General features: G+C 42.5%; 26 protein-coding genes. All 26 read right to left on the bottom strand.

All coding sequences use genetic code 11. The features are described from left to right. Window positions 1-28 precede the first annotated feature (28 nt). The 26 genes from ACUN27_RS15520 to flgC all read right to left on the bottom strand — a co-directional run bounded on the left by ACUN27_RS15520 (window position 29) and on the right by flgC (window position 22,769). Window positions 29-1,141, bottom strand: coding sequence for a protein-glutamate methylesterase/protein-glutamine glutaminase (locus ACUN27_RS15520; protein WP_315951073.1), 1,113 nt, complete (start codon window positions 1,139-1,141; stop codon window positions 29-31). A 48-nt stretch (window positions 1,142-1,189) separates the two neighbouring features. Then, a complete protein-coding gene (locus ACUN27_RS15515; RefSeq protein ID WP_315951074.1) occupies window positions 1,190-2,059 on the bottom strand; it encodes a MinD/ParA family protein in 870 nt (289 codons plus the stop codon). After that, complete coding sequence (flhF, locus tag ACUN27_RS15510; protein WP_326060291.1) at window positions 2,056-3,372, bottom strand: flagellar biosynthesis protein FlhF; 1,317 nt, start codon at window positions 3,370-3,372, stop codon at window positions 2,056-2,058. The genes ACUN27_RS15515 and flhF overlap by 4 nt, the downstream gene beginning before the upstream one ends. Further along, window positions 3,369-5,402 carry a flagellar biosynthesis protein FlhA gene (gene flhA, locus ACUN27_RS15505; RefSeq protein WP_315951076.1) on the bottom strand — a complete coding sequence of 678 codons (2,034 nt, stop codon included), beginning with the start codon at window positions 5,400-5,402 and terminating at the stop codon, window positions 3,369-3,371. The genes flhF and flhA overlap by 4 nt, the downstream gene beginning before the upstream one ends. Window positions 5,403-5,423: 21 nt before the next feature. Then, window positions 5,424-6,518, bottom strand: coding sequence for a flagellar biosynthesis protein FlhB (flhB, locus tag ACUN27_RS15500; protein WP_315951077.1), 1,095 nt, complete (start codon window positions 6,516-6,518; stop codon window positions 5,424-5,426). 14 nt (window positions 6,519-6,532) lie between these two features. Beyond that, window positions 6,533-7,330 carry a flagellar biosynthetic protein FliR gene (gene fliR / locus ACUN27_RS15495; RefSeq protein ID WP_315951078.1) on the bottom strand — a complete coding sequence of 266 codons (798 nt, stop codon included), beginning with the start codon at window positions 7,328-7,330 and terminating at the stop codon, window positions 6,533-6,535. Between the two features lie 12 nt (window positions 7,331-7,342). After that, on the bottom strand, window positions 7,343-7,612 hold the full coding sequence (fliQ, locus tag ACUN27_RS15490; protein ID WP_127451055.1) for a flagellar biosynthesis protein FliQ: 270 nt from the start codon (window positions 7,610-7,612) through the stop codon (window positions 7,343-7,345). Window positions 7,613-7,638: 26 nt separating this feature from the next. Beyond that, on the bottom strand, window positions 7,639-8,412 hold the full coding sequence (gene fliP / locus ACUN27_RS15485; RefSeq protein ID WP_315951079.1) for a flagellar type III secretion system pore protein FliP: 774 nt from the start codon (window positions 8,410-8,412) through the stop codon (window positions 7,639-7,641). Then, window positions 8,409-8,984: a flagellar biosynthetic protein FliO gene (locus tag ACUN27_RS15480; protein WP_445559163.1), complete on the bottom strand. Its 576-nt coding sequence runs from the start codon at window positions 8,982-8,984 to the stop codon at window positions 8,409-8,411. The genes fliP and ACUN27_RS15480 overlap by 4 nt, the downstream gene beginning before the upstream one ends. A 102-nt stretch (window positions 8,985-9,086) precedes the next feature. After that, a complete protein-coding gene (locus ACUN27_RS15475) occupies window positions 9,087-9,449 on the bottom strand; it encodes a response regulator (RefSeq protein WP_127451060.1) in 363 nt (120 codons plus the stop codon). Between the two features lie 24 nt (window positions 9,450-9,473). Next, window positions 9,474-10,754 carry a flagellar motor switch phosphatase FliY gene (gene fliY, locus ACUN27_RS15470; RefSeq protein ID WP_326063847.1) on the bottom strand — a complete coding sequence of 427 codons (1,281 nt, stop codon included), beginning with the start codon at window positions 10,752-10,754 and terminating at the stop codon, window positions 9,474-9,476. After that, entirely contained in the window at window positions 10,744-11,742 is a 999-nt protein-coding gene (gene fliM, locus ACUN27_RS15465; RefSeq protein ID WP_445559162.1) for a flagellar motor switch protein FliM, read from the bottom strand. Before fliM ends, fliY begins: the two co-directional genes overlap by 11 nt. 36 nt (window positions 11,743-11,778) lie before the next feature. Further along, a complete protein-coding gene (locus ACUN27_RS15460) occupies window positions 11,779-12,264 on the bottom strand; it encodes a flagellar basal body-associated FliL family protein (protein ID WP_315951084.1) in 486 nt (161 codons plus the stop codon). Next, window positions 12,265-12,486 (bottom strand): flagellar FlbD family protein, encoded by a 222-nt coding sequence (locus tag ACUN27_RS15455; RefSeq protein WP_127451068.1) that lies wholly within the window; start codon window positions 12,484-12,486, stop codon window positions 12,265-12,267. A gap of 60 nt (window positions 12,487-12,546) precedes the next feature. Further along, window positions 12,547-13,368: a flagellar basal body rod protein FlgG gene (flgG, locus tag ACUN27_RS15450; protein WP_315951085.1), complete on the bottom strand. Its 822-nt coding sequence runs from the start codon at window positions 13,366-13,368 to the stop codon at window positions 12,547-12,549. A 92-nt stretch (window positions 13,369-13,460) separates the two neighbouring features. Continuing rightward, complete coding sequence (locus ACUN27_RS15445; RefSeq protein WP_315951087.1) at window positions 13,461-13,856, bottom strand: TIGR02530 family flagellar biosynthesis protein; 396 nt, start codon at window positions 13,854-13,856, stop codon at window positions 13,461-13,463. Beyond that, window positions 13,853-14,296 carry a flagellar hook capping FlgD N-terminal domain-containing protein gene (locus ACUN27_RS15440; RefSeq protein WP_315951089.1) on the bottom strand — a complete coding sequence of 148 codons (444 nt, stop codon included), beginning with the start codon at window positions 14,294-14,296 and terminating at the stop codon, window positions 13,853-13,855. Before ACUN27_RS15440 ends, ACUN27_RS15445 begins: the two co-directional genes overlap by 4 nt. A 35-nt stretch (window positions 14,297-14,331) precedes the next feature. Continuing rightward, the gene (locus ACUN27_RS15435; RefSeq protein WP_445559161.1) at window positions 14,332-15,768 is read right to left on the bottom strand and encodes a flagellar hook-length control protein FliK; all 1,437 of its coding nucleotides are present in this window, start codon (window positions 15,766-15,768) and stop codon (window positions 14,332-14,334) included. 36 nt (window positions 15,769-15,804) lie between these two features. After that, the gene (locus ACUN27_RS15430; RefSeq protein ID WP_315951092.1) at window positions 15,805-16,719 is read right to left on the bottom strand and encodes a MotE family protein; all 915 of its coding nucleotides are present in this window, start codon (window positions 16,717-16,719) and stop codon (window positions 15,805-15,807) included. A gap of 24 nt (window positions 16,720-16,743) precedes the next feature. After that, window positions 16,744-17,187 carry a flagellar export protein FliJ gene (gene fliJ, locus ACUN27_RS15425; RefSeq protein ID WP_315951093.1) on the bottom strand — a complete coding sequence of 148 codons (444 nt, stop codon included), beginning with the start codon at window positions 17,185-17,187 and terminating at the stop codon, window positions 16,744-16,746. 9 nt (window positions 17,188-17,196) lie between these two features. Further along, the gene (fliI, locus tag ACUN27_RS15420) at window positions 17,197-18,522 is read right to left on the bottom strand and encodes a flagellar protein export ATPase FliI (protein ID WP_445559160.1); all 1,326 of its coding nucleotides are present in this window, start codon (window positions 18,520-18,522) and stop codon (window positions 17,197-17,199) included. Then, the gene (locus tag ACUN27_RS15415; RefSeq protein ID WP_315951095.1) at window positions 18,519-19,343 is read right to left on the bottom strand and encodes a FliH/SctL family protein; all 825 of its coding nucleotides are present in this window, start codon (window positions 19,341-19,343) and stop codon (window positions 18,519-18,521) included. Before ACUN27_RS15415 ends, fliI begins: the two co-directional genes overlap by 4 nt. Further along, window positions 19,336-20,352: a flagellar motor switch protein FliG gene (gene fliG, locus ACUN27_RS15410; RefSeq protein ID WP_127451086.1), complete on the bottom strand. Its 1,017-nt coding sequence runs from the start codon at window positions 20,350-20,352 to the stop codon at window positions 19,336-19,338. Before fliG ends, ACUN27_RS15415 begins: the two co-directional genes overlap by 8 nt. A 12-nt stretch (window positions 20,353-20,364) precedes the next feature. Beyond that, on the bottom strand, window positions 20,365-21,948 hold the full coding sequence (gene fliF, locus ACUN27_RS15405) for a flagellar basal-body MS-ring/collar protein FliF (protein WP_315951098.1): 1,584 nt from the start codon (window positions 21,946-21,948) through the stop codon (window positions 20,365-20,367). Between the two features lie 43 nt (window positions 21,949-21,991). Beyond that, entirely contained in the window at window positions 21,992-22,300 is a 309-nt protein-coding gene (fliE, locus tag ACUN27_RS15400; RefSeq protein WP_315951100.1) for a flagellar hook-basal body complex protein FliE, read from the bottom strand. Between the two features lie 19 nt (window positions 22,301-22,319). Then, window positions 22,320-22,769: a flagellar basal body rod protein FlgC gene (gene flgC / locus ACUN27_RS15395; RefSeq protein ID WP_127451092.1), complete on the bottom strand. Its 450-nt coding sequence runs from the start codon at window positions 22,767-22,769 to the stop codon at window positions 22,320-22,322. Window positions 22,770-22,771: the final 2 nt, after the last annotated feature.

Below are 22,771 nucleotides of genomic sequence, written 5' to 3'. Positions count from 1 at the left end.
AAGTAACTTGCTTGCATTGTTCCATCAATTAAGGAAGTACACATTGCGCCAAGCGGGCAGCAATATGATGCTGTGGAAGTACGTGCATTGCCGCTTGCATCTCTACGGCAGCCCGAGGCATGCCATAAACTACACACGTTTCTTCAGACTCCGCAATGGTTGTTGCTGCACCCGATTGCCTTAAGGAAAGCATTCCCCTGGCGCCATCGCTACCCATCCCCGTCATCAAGACGATGTGCCTCTTCAACTCATTCAGGCCAAGCAAGGACTCAAAGAGGGCATCCACCGAAGGACGGTGGCCAGAACGAGGTTCTTCTTTTGTTAATTTAATTTTGTATGTATGATTAACATCTTTGTATACAATCATATGCCAACCTCCCGGAGCAACATAAGCCGTTGCCGTTTTGAGAACATCCCCCTCAGCTGCTTCTACAACTTGAATCTGAGAGATGTCATTCAACCGCTGAGCTAATGACTTCGTGAAATTAGGCGGCATATGTTGGACAATAAGGATCGGAGCAGGAAACCCTGCCGGGATACTGGAGATCACTTGGTGCAAGGCTCGTGGTCCACCCGTAGAAGTTCCAATTGCAACTAGATGCTCAAAATTCGGTGAATTTTCTGCCAACGTTTTCTTCGCATCTAACTGTTTCAGTGTACTGACTTTATTAAGTAGAAGAGGAGCTAAATTACTTCTAGGCGCTACGATTGGCTGCTGAATGGGCTGAAATGATCTCAACTTGGTTCGAACAGCCATGTGCAGTTTTTCGTGCAGCAGCTGCTTTACTTTATATAAGTCCAATGAGATGGAACCCGATGGCTTTCGAATAAAGTCGACAGCACCCCATTCAAGCGCTTTAATCGTTTCTGCCGCCCCTTCCTCGGTTAAAGAGCTTATCATGATTACCGGAGTTGGCTGCTCAGCCATAATGCGCTGCAATGCATCCAACCCGTTCATCACAGGCATTTCTACATCCATTGTGACGGCATCAGGCCGTAGAAGCTTCACTTGGTCAATAGCTTCTTGTCCATTTTTGGCAGTTCCAATGATGTTATACTGAGGATTATCTGAAATCAGATCGCTAATTATTTTTCGCATAAAGACGGAGTCATCTACAACTAGTATGTTATATTGTGCCATGCTGTTTCCCTCCCTTTATGTGCTAATTCGACATAACTCGCGAAATTCCTATTTCAAAAGTCGCATCATTTTATTCAAAAAGCCCTTGACACCAGGAGAAGAAGTATCAACGACGTGATAACCTTTGATATAATCGACTACAAGCGATTGTAAGCTTCTAGCTGCGACCGAGTTTGGAAAAGCAATGGTAAAGGGAACTTGCCTTTTTACAGCTTTTGACACAGACGCATCATCTTCCACAAAACCTAGTGTAGGAACCTGGATGCCTAAGAATTGTTTGGCCACCAAAGCGATTTTGTCCGCTGTTTGTTTGCCTTCTTTTCGATCCGCAACCCGGTTTATGATTAACTTAAAGGACACATCGTGTCCCATCGAGTTAACCATTTTGATGATCGCATAAGCATCCGTAATGGAAGTTGGTTCTGGAGTCGTTACCACGAAAGTTTCCTCAGCCGCCAGAATGAATTTCAATGTTTCTTTTGACAAACCAGCACCCGTGTCAAAAATGATGAAATCAACATAACCGTTAAGCTGCATCACCTGCTCAGCAAAGTAATCCAGTTCGTCTTCCGTTAAACGAAGCAGATCGTTGAAACCAGAGCCACCTGCAATGAAATCTAAATCATTCGAACCTTTTTGGATGATTTCCCAAATGGTTTTTTCCTTTTTCAACAAGTGATACAAATTGTACTTAGAGGAAATGCCCATCAACACATCAATATTGGCAAGCCCTAAGTCGGCATCAAAAACAAGAACCTTATAACCTTGGGACTGAAGCGCTAAAGCAAAGTTCAGCGTAACATTCGATTTCCCTACGCCGCCCTTTCCGCTAGTCACGGTAATAATCCTGGTCGATTTTGTGCCTTTATCATTCTGAATTTGAACCAGGTTCCGTAACCCTTCTGCTTGATCCTTCATGCTCTAGGTTCCTCCAATAACAAATCAATGATTTGCCACTCATTCAATTCTGTAATGTCATCCGGCACGCTCTGACCATTGGTCACATACGAGATTTGAAGAGAGAACTCATGAACAATATTAACAATAGCTCCGTAAGAATCCGTTTCATCCATTTTGGTGAAAATGACTTTATCCAGCTTAAATTTGTTGAAGTTGTTCGTAATTGCCTTCATATCTCTATATTTCGTTGTTAAGCTAAGCACAAGGATCGTCTCGCTGCTGCCTTGTGTTTTGAGCAATGAATTAAGCTCCGAGACGTACATTTCATTACGAAAATTGCGACCGGCTGTATCCATGAAAATAACATCACAATCCGCTAGGTTTTGAAATGCTTTTACTAAATCTTGCGGGGAAAAGACAACTTCTAATGGAACGTTCAAAATGGTGGCATACGTTTTTAATTGTTCGATAGCCGCAATACGGTAAGTGTCTGAAGTAATAAATCCAACCTTGCGTTGATACTTCAATACTTGTTCAGCAGCCAGTTTCGCAATAGTCGTCGTCTTACCGACTCCAGTCGGTCCCACAAAATGAACAACACGCGTATTCGGTGAAATTTTCTTGCTATGGTCGGACTGAAAAACCTGAGCCAGCTTAGCTTTAACCAGTTGTACAGCACTTTCTTCTGTCACCGGCTCATCTGCAAGTTGAAAATCAGCGACAGTCTCATCCATAATTTGACGTATTAGCTTATGATCTACTTCTTGATCACTTAATCGCTGTTCAAGTTTTTGAAGAGGCTCAGGGAGTGCGAACACATCCGATGCTTGTGTTAACTTCTTCATCATCTCTTTCATCTGTTTAAGTTCCTCAATAAGCTGCTCGTCCTTTTGGTAGCTAATCTTATTAGGCGCATTGACCGATGCCGGTGTATAGGTTTGTTGCGACGTTTGAGTTAAAGATGAGGCTGTATCTACAACAAATTTGGCAGCAACGGGCTCATTTTCTGCCGAAACATTCACGAGAACATCCGGTACTTCCGGAAAATCTGACTGATGAGGCTGAGACTTTGCCGCATACACATGAGAAATCATTGACTGCTGCTTCTGCTGCTGAAGTTGCGATGTAACCTTGGGTGCAGTCGGTGCTGTATTAGAATTCGTATTATCAATAGCAGCTATGACCTCAATCTTTTTCTTGCCAAACATACCAAGAAATCCGCCTGTGCGAATTTCTTTGGTGTTAAGAATCACTGCATCCTTCCCTAAATCAGTGCGAATTTTCTGCAAGGCATCAGGCATGGAATCAACAACATATCTTTTTACTCTCATAAATTGACTACCCCCATGCTCTGAATTTCTACGCTAGGCTCTAACTCGCTGTATGATAAAACGGGAATGTCTTGCAGCGTTCTTTCAAGCAGTTGTCTCAAGTACATCCGAATCGTTGGTGAGGTTAAAATAACAGGCTGTTGCCCAGATTGAATTAATTTGCTTACTTGTTCGCTTACGCGATGGTAAATAATTTGAGATGAGGACGGGTCTAGGGCCAAATAGCTTCCCTGATCGGACTGCTGTACAGAATCAGCTATTTTCTTTTCCACAGACGGGCCTACTGTAATAACTTTCAATGAATCTCCCAATGACGTGAATTGCTGCGTAATCTGTCTGGATAATGATTGTCTGACATATTCCGTCAAGATCTCAGGGTCTTTCGTATAAGCGCCATAATCGGCAAGTGTCTCCAGAATAGTAACCAAGTCGCGAACAGAAATTTTCTCCTTAAGCAGCTTAGCCAACACTTTTTGAACATCACCAATCGACAATACGGAAGGGATAAGATCATCCACAAGCGCAGGGTAAGATTCGCGAACATTATCGATGAGCGCTTTCGTTTCTTGGCGTCCAAGAAGCTCATGTGTATGTTTCTTAATAACTTCTGTTAGATGAGTAGCTACTACAGAAGGAGGATCAACAACAGTGTATCCTGATAACTCGGCTCGCTCTTTGGTCACTTCATCGATCCAGATGGCAGGCAATCCAAAAGCAGGCTCCGTTGTCTCAATACCGGCAATTGAATCATCATCAATTCCTGGGCTCATGGCCAGATAGTGATTAAGGAGTAGTTCGCCGCGTGCCACCGTATTGCCTTTAATTTTGATGATATACTCGTTCGGGCGCAGTTGAATATTGTCGCGTATGCGAATTACAGGTACGACAACCCCTAATTCAAGTGCGCATTGCCTACGAATTAAAATAATTCGATCAAGTAAATCTCCACCTTGCTGCGTATCCGCGAGTGGAATTAAGCCGTAACCAAATTCAAATTCAATCGGATCAACTTGCAGTAAAGAGATAACACTTTCGGGACTTCGAACTTCCTCGATTTGCTGCTCTTCCACCAATTGTTCTTCTTTGATGGCTTCTCGTTCCAAGTTCTTTTGCATTTTGTACCCGGCGAAAACCAACAATCCGGCAATCGGAAAAGTCGTAAACCAATGGATCGGTGTAAAAATCCCCAGCATCACTAGCGTACCTGCAACAATATAAAGTAGTTTAGGTTGTGAAGTTAACTGCTTGGTCACATCAGTACCTAAGTTTCCTTCTGAAGATGCTCTTGTGACGATAATACCAGCAGCCGTTGAAATCAGTAGTGCTGGAATTTGGGAGACGAGTCCATCTCCAATCGTTAGAATCGAAAAGGTTTGAAGGGCTTCGGAGAAATCCATGCCTTTCATCGTCATCCCAATGATAAAGCCACCAATCAAATTGATGACCAAAATAACAATACCAGCAATAGCATCCCCTTTTACGAATTTGCTGGCACCATCCATGGCCCCGTAGAAATCTGCTTCTCGCTCAATCTTCTGTCTTCGTTCGCGTGCTTGAACCTCATTTATCAATCCGGCATTCAGATCCGCATCGATACTCATTTGTTTACCCGGCATCGCATCGAGCGTAAATCTAGCTGCAACCTCGGCAACGCGCTCAGAACCTTTGGTAATTACGATGAATTGAACTAAGACAAGGATAAGGAATACGACAAATCCTACGACGATATTTCCTTGCGCTACGAAAGAACCAAAAGTTCTGACCACGTCGCCTGCTTCTGCATGAGACAAAATATTTCGTGTTGTCGACACGTTTAGCGCTAACCGAAACAACGTAGTGATCAAGAGTAGAGACGGGAAGATAGAAAATTGCAAGGCTTCTTGCGTGTTCATGGCAACCAAAATAATCATTAAAGCAATAGAGATATTAATTATTAGAAGAAAATCCAACAAAGGGATTGGAACTGGTACAATCATCATTAAAACAATACCGATAATGCCTATAAGAACGAACAAATCCTTGACTCTCATTAGATTGTACCCCCCTTCTTATTAATTCGTCTTGCCCTTCATTTTATATACATACGCCAACACTTCTGCGACAGCTTGGAACAGCTCAGCCGGAATTGAGTCTCCTATTTCCACCTGTGCAAAGATCGCACGAGCAAGCGGTTTGTTTTCCATTGTAATAATACCGTTGTTCTTGGCAACTTCTTTGATTTTCAAAGCAACGTAATCGGCGCCTTTTGCAATAACGGTAGGGGCTTGCATATTGGTGGAATCATATTTAAGAGCAACTGCAAAGTGAGTTGGATTCGTAATAATGACATCCGCTTTAGGAACTTCCTGCATCATTCGCTGCATCGCCATCTGGCGCTGCTTCGCACGAATCTTTCCTTTAATGAAGGGATCTCCCTCACTTTTCTTATACTCATCTTTGATGTCCTGCTTGGACATTCTAAGACTTTTCTCATGTTCATATTTTTGATAAATGTAGTCAAAAATGGCAAGTACGATGAGAATTGCGCCAATCTTTATACCTAATTTTAAGGTAATCGAAGCGATAAACGAGAATGTGCTTTCTAGTGGAGCATGTCCCAACCCCAACAATCTAGCCTTTTCTCCCATTAATGTCGTGTAAACAACATAACCGATAATTGTCAATTTCAATGTAGACTTCAAAAATTCCATCACTGTTCGTAAAGAAAAGATCCGTTTAAATCCTTCTAATGGATTAATCTTATTGAATTTCATCATCAAGGGGTCACCGATAAACATGAACCCGATTTGCGCATAATTCGCAATAAAAGCGATAATCACAGCCAGCAGAAAGATAGGACCTAAGATAAAAAATCCTTGCTTGACCAAATCGGCGAAAAGCGCTTGAACATTGCTAGCCGTAATATCCATCGTCAGTTCATTCTCATATACATTGCGAAAAATGTTAATTATCTTCTCTTTCATGTATCTACCAAACATTAGAAACGACAAGAAAGAAAAGAGCAAAATAAGTGCCGCGGGTAAGTCCATACTTTTCGCAACTTGCCCTTTCTTGCGTGCATCCTGCCTTTTCCTCGCCGTAGCTGGCTCCGTCTTTTCCCCAGCAAACCATTGTAAATCAAGCTGCAAACGACGTTGTTGGGACACGGCTTTCCTCCTGCCTAGGGAGATGGTTGCTGTGTTCCACTGATGAGCCCAAGCAGCTTCTCCATGATTTCGAAAATAGTTGAGAACAAAGATTGGAATTGTGAAATTAATTCCGGGAATAAAACAACAAGTAAGAAAAAGCCTAGAATCATTTTTAGCGGCGCACCGATAACAAAAATGTTAAATTGCGGAGCAACCCTCGTTAACAGCCCTAAACCTAAATCGGTTAGAAAAAGAGCGGCAATAATCGGTGCAGCAAGTTGAAACGAAAGATAAAACATTTTGGTCAAAGAATGAAACAAAAAGTCAGATATCTCACCGCTGTACATCCGAGCAAACAACTGGTTGTCCAACGGAACCCACTTATAACTATCCATAATCGCTCTAAGTAGGTAATGATGACCGTCAAATGAAAGGAATAACAGCACGGCAATCATATACTTGAGGTTACCTAACATTGGCGTTGAAGCCCCTGTTAGCGGGTCTATTACGCTTGCCATACTGAAACCAATTTGCATGTCCATCAGAGAACCGGCGGTTTGAATAACCGAAAAAAAGAGATAGGCAAGAAAACCAAGCAAAATGCCGATCAGCATTTCACGAATAATCAAAAGAACATATTCACCATCCATCGGAATGGGCTTATCCAACCCCATACTCGCAAAAATAAGAAATGAGATGAATACGGATAGACCGATCTTGAACATCATGGGCACGTTTCTAGAAGATAGAATCGGCACCACGACAAAGAATGATGTAATTCGACAAAAGATAAGCAAAAAAATAGGGATTGCCTGAAAAACTAATGTCATCGCGCTCACAACCTATCCAACGAATTTGTAAAGGTTGTTGAGTAAATTGAACGTAAAATCAACCAGTGTGTTCATGATCCACGGACCAAAGATGAGGATTGACAGCAGCACAGCGACGATTTTGGGAACAAAAGCTAGCGTTTGCTCTTGAATCTGTGTTGTCGCCTGAAAAATACTTATAATCAGACCTACGACAAGCCCAATGACAAGCATGGGAGCACTTGCTTTAAGCACCGTGTAAACAGCTTCACCAGCAATTCTTATTACAAATTCCGACCCCATTTAAGAAACCTCCGATATCTTGATCCTCAACTATAGCTTAGGAGTAATGATCTCACCACAAGATACCAGCCATCTACCAAGATAAAAAGTAGAATCTTAAACGGTAATGAAATCATAACAGGCGGCAGCATCATCATCCCCATTGCCATCAAGGTGCTGGAAACGACCATATCAATGACCAGGAACGGAATGAATATCATGAATCCCATTTGGAAAGCAGATTTCAACTCACTAATCGCATAAGCAGGAACTAATGAAGTTAGCGGAATATCTTCCACACCTGTAGGTGCCTTTGCCTTGGTGTAATCTAAAAATAACTTTAAATCCTTCTGACGCGTATGCTTGAACATAAACTTTTTCATAGGCAATGAAGCCTTCTCGAAAGCCTGGGTTTGATTGATTTCACCCTTCATATAAGGTTGAAGAGCTACTTGATTCACTTCTCCTAAAGTTGGAGACATGATAAAGAAGGTTAAAAACAGAGCGAGTCCGATTAGAACCTGGTTAGGTGGCATCTGCTGGGTCCCTAGTGAAGTACGGACGAAACCGAGCACAATGACTATTCTTGTAAAACTAGTCATTAGAATGAGAAAAGATGGTGCAAGACTCAAAACGGTTAACAGCAGCAATAGTGTTACTGTGTTAGATGACCCTCCGGCTGTCCCTCCAGTCCCAATGTTTACGTTTAAACCTGGAATCGGATTGTTAGGATCGGTCTCCGCAGCTGATGCTGTCAAAGAGAGTAGAAACACAGAAATCAACACAATGAGAAGTGTAAAAACAATTTTATTTCGTTTCATTCATCATTCAACCGATCTTTTTGTTTTTGATCAGAAAGCCATTCTTCTACATTTCGATTACGATTAGTTACACGCTGTAGCTTATCATGAAATACTTGCTGAAAGGCAGAGTTAATTTCTACTTCTTCTTCGATGTCTTTTTTTCTAATTGGCAGTTTACTGATCCACTTGCTAACAGATCCGAATCCCATTCGATCATCCTGAGAAGAAATCAGAAGTTCAGTGATGTATGCTACTTCATCGGCGTCATTGATTTTATCCAACAGCTGGATGTTATCTCCGACGCCAACTACGAAGAGCGAATGTCCAATTTCAACGATTTGAATGGATTTATTTTGGCCTAGGGGAACTCCACCTAAAGATCGAATTGAGTTCCCAAACATTGTTCCTTTATTTTTCTTCGCTACGTACCTAATTAGCACATAGAAAAGGAGAATAATTAAAATCAAGAAGAATATGACCTTAAAAATCATCCCAAACGTCCCCGTTGGATCGGTACTCGGATAATCCGTTGTTGGAAGTCCTTGCCCGGGTTCAGTTTCAGCAAAACCGACGGACCTTGTATACAACATTGCGGTTAAACCGAGTATGCCTGTTAGCAGTCTTTTCGAGCAGAGTCTTCTCATATCCACAATCCTTTCGGTGTATGTAAGACTCGACCGAACGAAGACGGCTTAACCTAGAGTCTTTTTAATAGCTTCAATAACACGGTCTGCTTGGAAAGGCTTCACGATAAAGTCCTTCGCACCAGCTTGAATGGCGTCAATTACCATTGCTTGTTGTCCCATCGCTGAGCACATGATTACTTTAGCGCTAGGTTCAATTTTCTTAATTTCCTTCAAAGCTTGAATACCATCCATCTCTGGCATTGTGATATCCATTGTAATCAGATCCGGTTTCAACTCTTTGTATTTTTCGATAGCTTGTGCACCATCATTCGCTTCTCCACAAACCTCGTAACCATTTTTTGTCAAAATATCACGAATCATCATTCTCATGAAAGCAGCATCATCTACAATTAGAATACGGTTAGCCATGAATAAAGTCCCCCTAAGATTAAATTATTGTAACTTTTGAATTCGTTCCCACTGGTTCACAATGTCGGTTACACGAACTCCGAAGTTTTCATCGATGACAACGACTTCGCCCTTGGCAATCAGCTTATTGTTAACTAAGATGTCTACCGGTTCACCTGCCAGTTTATCCAATTCGATAATCGATCCCTGGGAGAGTTCCAAGATGTCTTTAATCACCTTGTGTGTTCTGCCTAACTCTACTGTTACCTTAAGCGGTATATCCAGTAGTAAATTCAGGTTCGTATCATCCGTATGCCCTAATCCACCTGATTGTAAATTTCCAAACTGAACAGGTTGGACATTGACATTGCGATTTGGCATCCCTCCGTAAGAAGCAGGTGGCTGCTGGTACATAGGTTGCTGCGGCGGATACATCGGCTGCCCCATTGGCGGCTGCATTGGTGGTTGCATAGGCTGTTGGTACATAGGTTGTTCATACACTGGCTGCTGTTGTTGATACATAGGTTGCTCATACATAGGTTGAGCAGCTGCAGGGGGCGGTGTATGTACTTCCTGCATAGGCGCTGGTGAAGGCGCCGGCGCTTGTGCAGCAGGTGCAGCTTCCATTGAAGACTCAGAATCGCCACCCATGAGGATCGATACCATTTCTTTGGCAAAAGGAACAGGTAATAATTGCATGATATTAGAATCAATAAGGTCGCCAATGATAAGTCGGAACGATATCTTTATAAATACGTCCTCGTCGGGTAGTTTTCCTTCTCCTTTCGACAAATTTAATATGTCGATTCCTGGAGGTGAGATATTGACAAATCGATTAAATATGGTAGACATGGATGTTGCTGAAGATCCCATCATTTGATTCATCGCTTCTTGCACGGCACTAATATGAATTTCGCTTAGATGTTCATCTCCGCCAGTACCGTCTCCACCCATCATTAAGTCAGCAATGACTTGGGCATCGCGCGTTTTGATCACTAACAAGTTAATGCCATCGAAGCCATCCACATAGTTTACATGTACAGCCACATGTGGTTTCGGAAATTGCTCTTGCAATTCATCTTTACTGATAATCGATACCTTTGGCGTCGTGATGTCGACTTTTTTACCAAGCAAGGTAGAAAGAGCTGTAGCTGCACTGCCAAATGTGATGTTACCAATTTCACCTAGTGCGTCTTGCTCTAAGGAAGATAAAAAATCTTCAACTTGAGGAGACCCATGAAAAGAAGAGGCTGAACTATCGTCCGAAGACTGTCTCAACAAAGCATCGATCTCTTCCTGGGACAAATAATCTCTATTATTCGTCATAATCTTCTTCTCCTTCATTTACGATATCTGTAATTTGAACAGCCATCTTTCCTTTTAAGATACCAGGGCTACCGAGATATTTCAGCTTCTCGCCCACTTTGACTTGAAGCGATTCTTCGACGGATTTTTGCAGCGGGATCACATCGCCGACCGTTAAGCCTAAGAAATCTCGAATTGAAATTTCGGACGAACCCAATTCTGCAATGAGGGGTAGCTTGGTTTTTTCCAAGCGGGATTGAAGTGCTTCCACTTCTTCAGGTGCTCTCGTCTTCTTCTGTGAAACAAACCAGTGATGCACAGAAAGTCGAGGCATGATCGGTTCGATGACCACATGCGGTATGCATAAATTAATCATCCCTGTCGTATCACCAATTTTGGTACTCAATGAGATCAATGCGATCGTTTCATTGGGAGAAACAATCTGCATAAACTGTGGATTTGTTTCAAGTGCCTCTAATCTAGGCTGAATATCAATAACAGTTTTCCATGCCTCTTGCAGGCTGTCGAAAGCCCGGCTAAAAATACGTTCCATTACAATGGTTTCAATCTCAGTTAAAGCATTAATCTTCGTAGGAGTTGTACCTGCACCACCTAGCAAACGATCTAACATCGCAAACGCAACATTGGGATGCACTTCAAGTACCATCCGACCCTCTAAAGGCTCCGCTTCAAAGATGTTCAAAATGGTCATTTTCGGGATCGAACGAATAAATTCATCGTAAGGCAATTGTTCAACCTGAACCACACTAATTTGTACAAATGTACGTAGCTGCGCTGAGAAATAAGTGGTTAGGAACCGCGCAAAGTTTTCGTGAATTCGAGTCAAACTTCGAATATGGTCCTTGGAGAAGCGCACAGCTCTTTTAAAATCATAAGCCCTTACTTTCTTCTGCGTCTCTTCTTTTTTGAGTTCATCCGCATCCATTTCGCCAGAGGACAATGCCGCCAACAAGGCATCGATCTCATTTTGCGACAAAACATCAACCATTAGAGTCACCTCCTTTTAGCAAAATCAATAGCAGATTTATTGAAGCACTTTATCAGTTATCCAAATTTGCTTTATTTTACCTTCGTGCAGCAGTGGGTTTAATTTGTTCATCAACGTAGCCGTTAAACTATCCGACCCTTTGCTTCCTTCGATTTGATCCTTTGTTAAATCTCCCAGGGTTTGAACGATCGTCCCTTTCACAGCAGAATCCAACAAACTGTCAAATTCCGTTTTGCCTTTAGAGTTTTCCAACTCGAACGCGAAACTAATTTTAATGAAATTTTGGCTGCCTGATAAATTGGTCAAAATATCTTTGATGATTGCCGTGTTCGCCTTAACCGCTTCAGCAGAAGGTGCTTTTGTCGGTTTCACACTTGCTACAGCATCTTGTGCTTGGACCGCAGGATCTTTGGATTGATTACTCTTTTCCATAAAATTCCACAAAACGAATGCAGCGGTCAAAATTAATGTGATAGCAATTAAAATCGATACGATCAGTATGAAAATTTTATTCTTAAACAATTACGAACCCTCCGCATCCCTTGACATAATCGTCGCTCGTACTGAGCCAATTTCCTGCATGTAGGTCCGCACTAAGCTTACCACGACCTCTGCCTTTTCAAGAACTGTGATCTTCTTCCCTGTCGTCAAAGTAATCATGGTGTCTGGCGTCTCTTCAATCAATTCAATCAAAATAGCATTAAGGATGATGGCTTTACCGTTTAAACGAGTGAGAGAAATCATGCTTCTCCTCCTGCATCAGGATAAGGGGAGACTAGCTCCCCTCTGTCATTTCAATGAAAATTAACGTTTAAGATTTACGACCTCTTGAAGCACTTCATCCGAAGTTGTGATAATACGGGAGTTTGCTTGGAATCCACGTTGAGCGATAATCATCTCAGTGAACTCCCCAGTCAAATCAACGTTGGACATTTCTAGTTGCCCAGAAATCAGTGTTCCTGTTCCCGTTTCTGTGTTACCAGGAGCCCCAACCTCAATCGCACCTTCCGGATTAGCATTCGCTGTCATCCGATACAGATTGCCGCCAATTTTCTCAAGACCAGATGGGTTAACAACTTTGATGACGCCAATTTTTTGGCCAGTTGCAACCGTTGCACCTGTCGTGTCAACACCGATAATATCGCCGTTTTGAGAGATTGAGAACGATACGATATTATCCGGAATCACGATCGGACCAGCGCCATCAGCTCCCATGACATGAAGGCCCTCAGCATTCACCAAGTTTCTAGTTGGGTCTAATGTAAAGTTGCCGGATCTCGTCAAATATGGAGCATCTGTTTGATCTGTAGTTCCTACTGCAAAAAATCCATCACCATTAATGCGTAAATCCGTAGGAACGTTCGTTGTCATGGCACTGCCAGGTGTATGTACGGTGTCTATTGAAGCCACGCTTACACCTAATCCAACTTGCTGAGCATTCACGCCGCCACGGTTCTCATCAGCAGCACTAACGCCAGAAATAGTTTGGCTAAGAATGTCTTTAAACATAACACGGCTTCCTTTAAATCCGATGGTGTTTACATTTGCGATATTATTACCGATAACATCTAATTTCGTTTGAAAACCACGCATACCTGAAACACCAGAGTATAAAGATCTTAACATCTTACTAGCCTCCTAATCGGATTAAAATAACGTGAATCATGAGCTGCTTCCTTCGCTCCACAGCTCCAGGCTTCCTGCGCGGTCGAGCCCGTTTATGTAGATATAATAATTGCACTGTCTATCTGTGTAAAAACATGTTCATTCATCGCGTTCCCGTCAAGCGCCGTAACAACAGTTCGGTTAGGAACATTGACAATCAATGCATTTCCGCCTAAAACCATCAGTGCATCCTTAGCGCCTTTTGCTGCTACCTTATCAATCGCTTTGCTAAGACTATCCAGTTGCTCCGGCTTCAGTTGAATGCCTCGCTCTTTCAGTCTAACTTCTGCATGATGACTGAAACGAACAAATTGCTCCTGAAGTAGTTTTTGAAATGTAGGATTCCCAGATGCAGATGTGGATACCGGTTGCTGTAAAGTTGTTCGTCTCGTAGACGCAGGAGAAACCGCATTAGGATAAAGCTGCCCTATGGATATTCTCTCTGTCATTTGGTTTCTCCGGTATCCTCAATTTTCTTGAGTTTATCCAGAGAAATTTCCACTCCCTTCACATTGGCAAATTGATTGCCGTCCTTGAACGTGATGGAATCAACAACGCCCGACTTTTCAACAGTCGCTCCGGTGGAGTCCGTATCATCCCAAGTGATCGATTTCCCAATCAACCCAGAAACAAAACCTAATGATTGACGCATCAGTTTCATCTCACCAGCCATATTGGTCAATTGCTCAACGGAAGTGAACTGTGCCATCTGGGCAATGAACTCTTTATCTTGTAATGGTTGTGTTGGGTCTTGATTCTGAAGTTGGGTAATTAAGATTTTAAGAAAATCGTCTTTACCTAACGTGTTGTTATCTTTTTCTTTCGTTTTCGCATTTTTCCCAGTATTGATTAAATCTGTAACGTTGCCTACGACGGGGTTTGTATCCATACTTTCACCTCCAACTGCATTAAATGGACTCACATTTAGGCAGTTACATCAAAGGAATTACCATGTATTGCCGGTTTAACTTGCACGTTAGCATCAATCTCTTGCTCAAAATCAAGGGATTCAACCTCAAAACCGCCAGAATTGTTCTTATTTTGACGTTGAGATTGGCCAAAAGCTTGCTGCTGACGATGTTCCTGGAACATGCTGGATTGCATATTTGGGCTTTGCGTAACTTCAAGCTTTTCTACTTGCAAACCTTGCGTTAGAAGAGCTTGTCTCAACTGCGGCAGCTGATTTTCCAGCATCTGCTTAGCTGCTGCGGATTCCGCAGCAAACTGTGCAATTAGCTGGCCATCATGCATCGATATTTTCACATCAATGTGCCCCAGATTTTTTGGAAACAACGATAACTTAGCTTCGGAGAAACCGTCTGCGAGTGTTATTTTCATGTTCTTAAGAACATGCTCCGTCATTTCTTCAGCGAAATTAGCCGCATTCATCGTTGGAACTACGGTCTTGTCAACAATGGTCTGTGACTGTTGCGTTCTCTGCAAATCACCGATCGTAACCACTGAGCTAGTAGTCGTTTCAGGTTCAGTTGGCAGATCTACGAGATTAGGCAGCGTATCTCCCGATGTAGAAGATGCATCCACCTGCGCGGTTAAGAAACCACTTTTCAGAGCAAGAAGCTCTAATTTTGACTTTGCTGGTTGTGCAATCGTCACCGAGTTTGTCATATCAACGTTCTGATCTGATGTTTTCTTGCTACTAAACTTGTGATGATTTGGCTTATCAGTAGAAGTGACTTCCTTCTTACCTGGATGCAACAAACCTTCCATTGCTTCAGCAGCGTTCTCTGTACTAGCAGCCTCTGAAGTTTGTCCCTTCAAGTTCGCCACCAATTCTGGTAATAGTGGTTGAATGACGTTTTGTAGATCTTGATTCAGAAACTTCACAATCGGATTGTCAGGCTGCTGCTTTGACAGGGAAGCTAATGCTAGCAGCGTATTTTGAGCTTGCAGGCTTGAAACTTCAGTTGCTTGAAGCTTTAGCGTACTTGGAAGAGTAACCAATGGAGTTGATTGAGCTCCACTTAGCGTTTGTAGAAGTTGCTCAGCTTCTTCAAACCATTGCTGAACCTTTGGATCCTGCAATAATTGCTCAGCAAGCGCTGGATTACTGTTCATAGCCTCCAAAACGACTTCAGAAAGTGGCTGATCTTCTGTTTTTGCATCCTGCACAGCAGTCCCTTGCAGAGGTGCTACCAGACTCTGAAGCATTTGCAACAGCATGTTCAGAGAAAGTGCTGTGTCAGTTGGGTTCGCCTCAGTCTTTGCCGTGCTATCTTGAGACAATTGACCGTCCAAAACTTGATTAAAACCGTCCTTAGAAGTAGTCCCTGTTGCTCCAGCCTTATTCGTCGAAGTTGAAGCAGAGTTTGCAGTAGGTGTTGTCTGTATTTGTACATCCATCTTATTTATTCACCTCCCTCCTAAGTTCAACGTCGGTTACTGAACAAGCTTAGCTGAAATTGCAGCAGCGATTTCTTTATTCGCATCGGACAACGCCGACATCACTTTGGAACGGGAAGCATTATCCATGCCACTCAGGATGGCCAATACTTTGTCGGGATTTGATTTATTCATTTCAATTAGCACGTTTGAAGCACTTTTGGGAGTCATGTTAGCAAATGTCTGACCTAAATCCGACTTGCTGACAGATGTCGTCGCTTTTGCTGTGCTTGCTCCATTCGTTGCTAATCTTTCTTGTAAAGCGGCAATCTCTTTATCCCTTACAGGTGTAACGTCTTTAAGTCCCATGGAAGCTTCTGCTGCTTTCGTTGCATCCATTTTCTCCAGGATCGCTCCGCGGCTGTCCGCTTTCATCATGGAGAAGATCAGCACCATTTCTTTAGGTGTAAGTGCTTCAATGATTGGAGCCGCCTTGCTCGGTGTCATTTTTGCATACATATTGGCAAGCTGTGTGATTTGATTCGTGTACTCTTCTTCTGTTTGCGTCTTGTCTTTCAGCTTTTCTTCCAGTTCCGTTATCTTTGCGCTTGCATCTTTGAGTGATTGATCCTTCGTCTCCGTTGTTGATTCAGCTTTCTGCAAAGCGGACTGAAGTTCAGCCAATTTGGCATTCAACTTCGTAATCTCATCATCCTTGGTTTTGATGCTTTGTTCAGGAGTTGTCTCTTTACCAGTTCCGCTTACAACACTTTTTTCTTTGGGCGCAGGAACAATTGCTCCAATCACCGGAGTGTTATGCAACGCTTTCTGAATACTGCTCTTGATATCATAATCAAAGATCGACAGTAATACGAAAAGCAAGACAGCCGTAAACACAAAGGGGATGACAAACCATATCAGAAACCGCTCCAGCGCACTATAAGATGCACCTTCCATGCTTGTATCGGCCATCTCCTTGTTCCTCCTTTACCTTCCTCAATACGAGAGTCGTTTGAACCGGTTTGTAGCCATTTCATCCAGAGCGTCCTGCTCTTTTTTGGCAACAAAGGATTGAAATTGGCCGAATGCCTTTTCCCTAGCTTTCGACCACACCTTCTCATCGATCATTCTTTCCGATAGATGTTCCTGCTTTTTGAGTACGACACGCTTAGCTTGTTGAACATCCTGATGTTTACGCGCAATTTGCTGATCAACATGGTTCATATAAGATTGGAGCATGAGCATCTTTGAAATAGATACTGAATTGCAAGAGGCTTTCACCATTTCCTGATGCAAGTTCTCTTTTTCTTCAAATAATCCATGTAAATTCGTTTCTTCGTTCCGTAATTGGCCCATTGCCTCAGATAAAATCCATTCCGCCTGTGTTCGTTCATTGTTTTTTAAATCGACAATTTGCTGGAAAGAATAACGAAATTGCATTTAGGACCCTCATCCCTTATAAAATTCGTGAATCAATCGTTCTTGAGCTTCTTCATAGGTCAGTTTTTCACTCGTTTTTTGCTTGATGAAATCCCATATGGCTTCAATATGATCCATGGCAACATCAATATTTGGATTAGAACCTTTTTGGTACGCCCCGATATTGATTAGGTCTTCCGAATCTTTATATATAGAGAGAAGTCGCTTTAAGTGATCAGCAGCTTCCATATGTTCAGAAGGCACGATTTCTTTCATTACACGGCTTACGCTGGACAGAACGTCAATAGCAGGGTAATGACCCTTATTGGCAATGCTGCGGTTTAGAACAATATGACCGTCGAGGATCCCTCGGACCGCATCAGCAATTGGCTCGTTCATATCATCACCGTCTACTAGCACTGTATAAAAGGCAGTAATGGATCCTTTCGGCCCGGTACCAGATCGCTCAAGTAACCGTGGCAGCATCGCAAAAACCGAAGGCGTATAGCCTCGCGTTGCCGGAGGTTCCCCTACAGCAAGGCCAACTTCACGCTGTGCCATTGCAAAGCGAGTGACGGAGTCCATCATCATCATGACATTTAGACCACGATCACGAAAATACTCAGCGATGCTTGTTGCTATCATTGCTCCTTTGATACGTATAAGCGCAGGCTGATCAGATGTTGCAACGATAACGACTGATCTTGCTAGCCCTTCGGGACCTAGATCTCTTTCGATAAAATCCAAGACCTCTCTGCCCCGCTCACCGATAAGTGCAATGACGTTAACATCTGCAGCTGTATTACGGGCAATCATTCCCATCAGCGTACTTTTACCAACACCAGACCCTGCAAAAATACCAACGCGCTGACCTTTGCCAATAGTCAATAATCCATCAATGCATCGAACTCCTACAGATATTGGATTCAACACTCTCGGCCTCGTTAGCGGGTTGCCCGGCGCATTATTCGTAGAATATTGAGCCATTCTTGAAGGCAAGAACGAACCATCCAATGGTTGTCCTAATCCGTCCAGCACTTTACCAAGAAGTTCATGGCCTACTTGAACAGTAAGTGGTTTTCCTGTACCAACAACATCGCAACCAGGTCCAATAGAGTCCAAATCGCCTAGTGGCATCAACACGACTTTATTGCTGCGAAAACCAACGACTTCCGCCTTCAATGGCTTATTGGATTTATGCGGGTAAATATAGCAGAGGTCGCCAATGCTCACATCCGGACCTTCCGACTCAACCGTCAATCCAATCACCTGTGTTACTTTTCCATTAACACGAATAGGGTCGATGGCATGCAAATGTTCTTTGTATTTATCTACTTTTGGTAGCGCGCTGCTCATGATCCTGTACCCTCACTTTGAGTGGCCAACTGTTGCAGAGCTGATTTAATTTCTTTCAGCTGCGTATCGATGCGTGCATCAATACTTCCAAATGAAGAACGAATCACACATCCACGATCTTGCACCGTAGAGTCAGGTATAATTTGCAATTCAGCCTGTGAATCAATAGAAGTTAGCAACTCTTCACGCGCATCCTGAATGTAAGCGAATTGTGAAGGAGATACGCATAAAGCAATGATCCCTTTTTCGCGTCTGCGCGACAGAACGGTTTGAATTAACTCAACAACCCATTCCGGATTTAAGGTTAGCTGTTTGCCAATGATTTTCTCTGCTATGGATGTGCTTAGTTCGATTAGGAATGGCTCAGATTCCTGAATGATCTGCTGTTTAAGTTTGTAGGATTGCTCCAGAATACTTTGTGCTTCCGTTAGCATTTCACTGTATTCCTGTCTAAGCGCTTCTTCAGCTTGAGCAATTCCTTGTTGGTAGCCTTCTTCAAAACCAGCCTGCCTGGATAAAGTGACATGCTCTTCATCTTCTGCACGACGTGTTTGCCACCAAGCATTAATTTCTTCTTGCGTTTGTTCACGGAGCGCTGTGCATTCCTGCATAGCCTGGTGAATCTGCTCATTGGCAAAAGCTTCAGCATCTTGAAGAATTTGATCTTTCAAATTCGTCGCTTCCGTTATTTCCTGCTGTTGTTCGGGAGTTAGCTGATTACCCGCATCAAGATCTCCATTCAAGTGAAATGGCGAGATCGTTTCAACCAATTTCTTATCATCTACAGCATAATAAGCAAATGATTTAATGATATTAGACAATAATATCGTCTCCTCCACCACGTGCAATGATGATTTCACCCGATTCCTCTAGGCGGCGGATTGTAGCAACAATTCTCGTTTGTGCTTCTTCAACGTCACGCAAACGAACAGGACCCATAAATTCCATTTCTTCTTTAAACGTCTCTGCCATCCGTTTGGACATGTTTTTGAATAGAACATCACGCACTTCTTCACTCGCAACTTTGAGCGCAAGTTGTAAATCAGCATTTTCAATATCACGAATAATTCGCTGTATAGAGCGATTATCAATATTAACGATATCTTCGAAGACAAACATCCGTTTCTTGATTTCTTCGGCCAGTTCAGGATCTTGAATTTCCAGAGAATCAAGGATGGTACGCTCCGTCCCCCTATCAACACCATTCAAAATCTGAACGATAGATGCAATGCCTCCAGCATTTGTGTAATCCTGTGTAACAGTAGACGAAAGTTTTTGTTCCAGTACACGCTCTACCTGACTGATCACTTCTGGAGAAGTGCTGTCCATCAAGGCAATACGTTTTGCAACATCGGCTTGTTTTTCTTGCGGCAACGAGGACAAGATGATAGACGCTTGATCCGCTTGCAAATAGGACAAAACTAGCGCAATGGTTTGTGAATTTTCATTTTGAATAAAGTTAAGAATTTGAGCAGGATCCGCTTTTCTGGCAAAGTCAAAAGGTCTCACCTGTAAGGTGGCTGTCAGACGGTTAATGATATCGAGTGCTTTCTGAGAACCAAGCGCTTTCTCCAAGATATCCTTAGCGTAAGCAATACCTCCTTGTGAAATGAATTCTTGGGCAAGACAGATCTGATGAAACTCAGAGAGAATCGCTTCTTTTTCAAAAGAATCTACTTTCCTTACATTTGCAATTTCCAGTGTTAGCTGCTCAATCTCTTCTTCTCGTAAATGTTTAAATATTTGAGCAGACACCTCAGGGCCTAAACTGATCAAAAGAATGGCTGCCTTTTGTCGTCCGGTTAACCCGTTTACAGCAGCTTTGGCCATACAAGTGCACCTCTATTCGTCTACTAACCAAGTCCGAAGCAGATTGACAAAGTCTTCTGGCCGCTTTTTCGCAAGAGTTTCTAACTGCTTACGCACTTGATTGTCATTAGTTACATTTTCAATATCAATCGTTGGAAGTTCCGCTTTATTCGCTGCAATGTTCAGATCTTGTTCCATTAATTGTTGTGCAGCTTTTCTACGTTTTCTAATTGCAAAACCAGCAATCGCACCAATCGCTAGCGCCGCTAGAGCCAATCCAGCATAAGTTAAGTACGTTGTTGTTTTCGAAGCAAATGTATCTGCTGGCCGTGCAAAAGTATGAGCAAGAACTGTAACTTTTTTCTGCAATTCATCGTCAGTATATGTAACCTTATTATCTGCCAGTGCAGTCCTCACAATATTTACCAAAGCGGTTTGCACAGCAGTTTTAGTCTCTGCAGTCAAAGAAGTCGGATCATCTTTAACCGGCGGTTCAATTCCGACATTAATGCTCAAATCTTTCACTACATACGGTGTAGCCACGATGTCATTCGTAATCCGATTCACTTCGTAATTTACAGTCTTCGAGTTTTTCTCGCTGTTCGATTTACCGGAATTTGATGCCCCTGGGTAACCGGGCACATCCGTCGTACCAGTACCAGGAACACCGCCTGTATCTGCACCGTTATTTTGATAAGACTCGGTTGCTTCTTGCAGGGAAATTTCCAGTCCTTTTTGATCCACTTGATTTGGTGCAGAGACGAGCTGTTCTTTACTCTTCTTCTGATCAAAGTTCATGGTAGAGAAAACACTGACATTTACTTTATCGCGACCAAACATCGTTCCTAGCATGTTCATAATATTTTTCTGCAGATCTTTTTGAAACTTATCGTTAATATCGGACTGGCTTGTCACTAAGCTCGAGGAGGACTGGCCACCTGATTTGGAAGAAACTAAGCTTTGCCCATACTGATCTGAGATCGTGATATTCTCAACAGGAAGATTTTTTATACTGTGTGAAACCAAGTTATAGATCGTATCGATTTTGCCTTGATCTAGTGTGTAACCTTGTTTCATTTGAAGAACAACTGATGCTGTTGCTTTCTCTTCCTGCTGTTGCAAGAAAGGTCCATCCTCAGGAAGTGAAATAAGAACCTTCGAACCCGATATGGCTTGATTCGAGTTAATAAGCTGCTGCAACTCACCTTGAATCGCATTTAAGTATTTCACTTTAAACTCGTTATCTGTGATACCAAATGAACTACTGTTGCTAAAAGCACCGAATCCTAGAGAACCATTTTTGTTTAAACCTTGTGACTCTACACCGAGTTTCACATTCGCTACTTCATTTGTAGGTACTTCGATGCTTTTACCATCAGCACTAAGTTTGTATGGAATTTTAGCTGTATCTAGGTAACCTTTGATCGCAGCCGCGTCGCTTGGCTGAAGTTCGGTAAATGCTAAGGAATATTCCGTCTTAGATAAATTAACACTGATAATTGCGGCCGTAAGAATCAAAAGGGCAACCGTTGCGATAAATGTTATTTTTGTTGTTCTACTATATCGATTCCAATACTGTTTTACTTTTTCCCAGTACTGGAGGAGATTCTCGTTCACTCCGTCACCCCATCGAACCAAAGTTTTAGCAGCATTTGGTTAATTACAGCTGCATTCTCATCATTTCTTGGTAAGCTTCAAGGACTTTATTTCTAACTTGCACCGTAAGTTCCAGACCTAACGATGCTTTCTCGGAAGCAATCGTGAGCTGATGAACGTCTGAAAGCTCTCCTTTAATGAAACTTTGATTCAACTGATCAACTTGTTGTTGTTGGGCATTTAAATTCGTCATCGCATCATTCAGAAATGAGCCGAATTGTTTCCCAAGGTCAGCAGCACCTTCACCAGAGTTGTCTTTGGGTTGAACCGAGCTCATAATATTTATTGGACTATAGCTGATTTTGTCAATCATGCTGCAACCTCCCGATTAATTATCTACCGATCTCTAATGCCTTTGTAATCATTGATTTACTTGCATTAAGCGCGGTAACGTTAGCTTCATAAGATCTTGTGGCTGAAATCATATCAACCATCTCTTTAAGCACATCAACATTGGGCATGTAAACAAATCCATTTGCATCTGCATCAGGATGTGTAGGGTTATATACTTGTTTGAGCGGCGACTGATCCTCGAAGATTTTGTTAACTCGTACTCCTTCGCCTGTTCCATCTGCCATAGCCGATTGCAAAGACTGTGCGAAGCTCGGTTGTGATTTTGTTTCAAATGCAACTAACTTTCTCGTGTAGGGTACCCATTTCCCGTCTACAAACTTAGCACGTGTTGTATCCGCATTAGCAATATTTGATGAGACGACATCCATTCTCAAACGTTGCGCAGTCAGTGCTGATGAGCTGATGTCAAATCCGTTAGTAAGCCTCATTT

Source organism: Paenibacillus sp. WC2504, from assembly GCF_052682475.1.
Note: the sequence above shows the minus strand (reverse complement) of the source record. Positions and strands in the feature narration are given on the sequence as shown.

What these genes read in the sequence shown, in the direction of transcription:
- ACUN27_RS15520 (WP_315951073.1), bottom strand. Translation starts at nt 1,141, where the DNA reads ATGGCACAATATAACATACTAGTTGTAGATGACTCCGTCTTTATGCGA.
- ACUN27_RS15515 (WP_315951074.1), bottom strand. Translation starts at nt 2,059, where the DNA reads ATGAAGGATCAAGCAGAAGGGTTACGGAACCTGGTTCAAATTCAGAAT.
- flhF (WP_326060291.1), bottom strand. Translation starts at nt 3,372, where the DNA reads ATGAGAGTAAAAAGATATGTTGTTGATTCCATGCCTGATGCCTTGCAG.
- flhA (WP_315951076.1), bottom strand. Translation starts at nt 5,402, where the DNA reads ATGAGAGTCAAGGATTTGTTCGTTCTTATAGGCATTATCGGTATTGTT.
- fliR (WP_315951078.1), bottom strand. Translation starts at nt 7,330, where the DNA reads ATGACATTAGTTTTTCAGGCAATCCCTATTTTTTTGCTTATCTTTTGT.
- fliQ (WP_127451055.1), bottom strand. Translation starts at nt 7,612, where the DNA reads ATGGGGTCGGAATTTGTAATAAGAATTGCTGGTGAAGCTGTTTACACG.
- fliP (WP_315951079.1), bottom strand. Translation starts at nt 8,412, where the DNA reads ATGAAACGAAATAAAATTGTTTTTACACTTCTCATTGTGTTGATTTCT.
- ACUN27_RS15480 (WP_445559163.1), bottom strand. Translation starts at nt 8,984, where the DNA reads ATGTTGTATACAAGGTCCGTCGGTTTTGCTGAAACTGAACCCGGGCAA.
- ACUN27_RS15475 (WP_127451060.1), bottom strand. Translation starts at nt 9,449, where the DNA reads ATGGCTAACCGTATTCTAATTGTAGATGATGCTGCTTTCATGAGAATG.
- fliY (WP_326063847.1), bottom strand. Translation starts at nt 10,754, where the DNA reads ATGACGAATAATAGAGATTATTTGTCCCAGGAAGAGATCGATGCTTTG.
- fliM (WP_445559162.1), bottom strand. Translation starts at nt 11,742, where the DNA reads ATGGTTGATGTTTTGTCGCAAAATGAGATCGATGCCTTGTTGGCGGCA.
- ACUN27_RS15455 (WP_127451068.1), bottom strand. Translation starts at nt 12,486, where the DNA reads ATGATTTCTCTCACTCGTTTAAACGGTAAAGCCATCATCCTTAATGCT.
- flgG (WP_315951085.1), bottom strand. Translation starts at nt 13,368, where the DNA reads ATGTTAAGATCTTTATACTCTGGTGTTTCAGGTATGCGTGGTTTTCAA.
- ACUN27_RS15445 (WP_315951087.1), bottom strand. Translation starts at nt 13,856, where the DNA reads ATGACAGAGAGAATATCCATAGGGCAGCTTTATCCTAATGCGGTTTCT.
- ACUN27_RS15440 (WP_315951089.1), bottom strand. Translation starts at nt 14,296, where the DNA reads ATGGATACAAACCCCGTCGTAGGCAACGTTACAGATTTAATCAATACT.
- ACUN27_RS15435 (WP_445559161.1), bottom strand. Translation starts at nt 15,768, where the DNA reads ATGGATGTACAAATACAGACAACACCTACTGCAAACTCTGCTTCAACT.
- ACUN27_RS15430 (WP_315951092.1), bottom strand. Translation starts at nt 16,719, where the DNA reads ATGGCCGATACAAGCATGGAAGGTGCATCTTATAGTGCGCTGGAGCGG.
- fliJ (WP_315951093.1), bottom strand. Translation starts at nt 17,187, where the DNA reads ATGCAATTTCGTTATTCTTTCCAGCAAATTGTCGATTTAAAAAACAAT.
- fliI (WP_445559160.1), bottom strand. Translation starts at nt 18,522, where the DNA reads ATGAGCAGCGCGCTACCAAAAGTAGATAAATACAAAGAACATTTGCAT.
- fliG (WP_127451086.1), bottom strand. Translation starts at nt 20,352, where the DNA reads ATGGCCAAAGCTGCTGTAAACGGGTTAACCGGACGACAAAAGGCAGCC.
- fliE (WP_315951100.1), bottom strand. Translation starts at nt 22,300, where the DNA reads ATGATTGACAAAATCAGCTATAGTCCAATAAATATTATGAGCTCGGTT.
- flgC (WP_127451092.1), bottom strand. Translation starts at nt 22,769, where the DNA reads ATGAGGCTTACTAACGGATTTGACATCAGCTCATCAGCACTGACTGCG.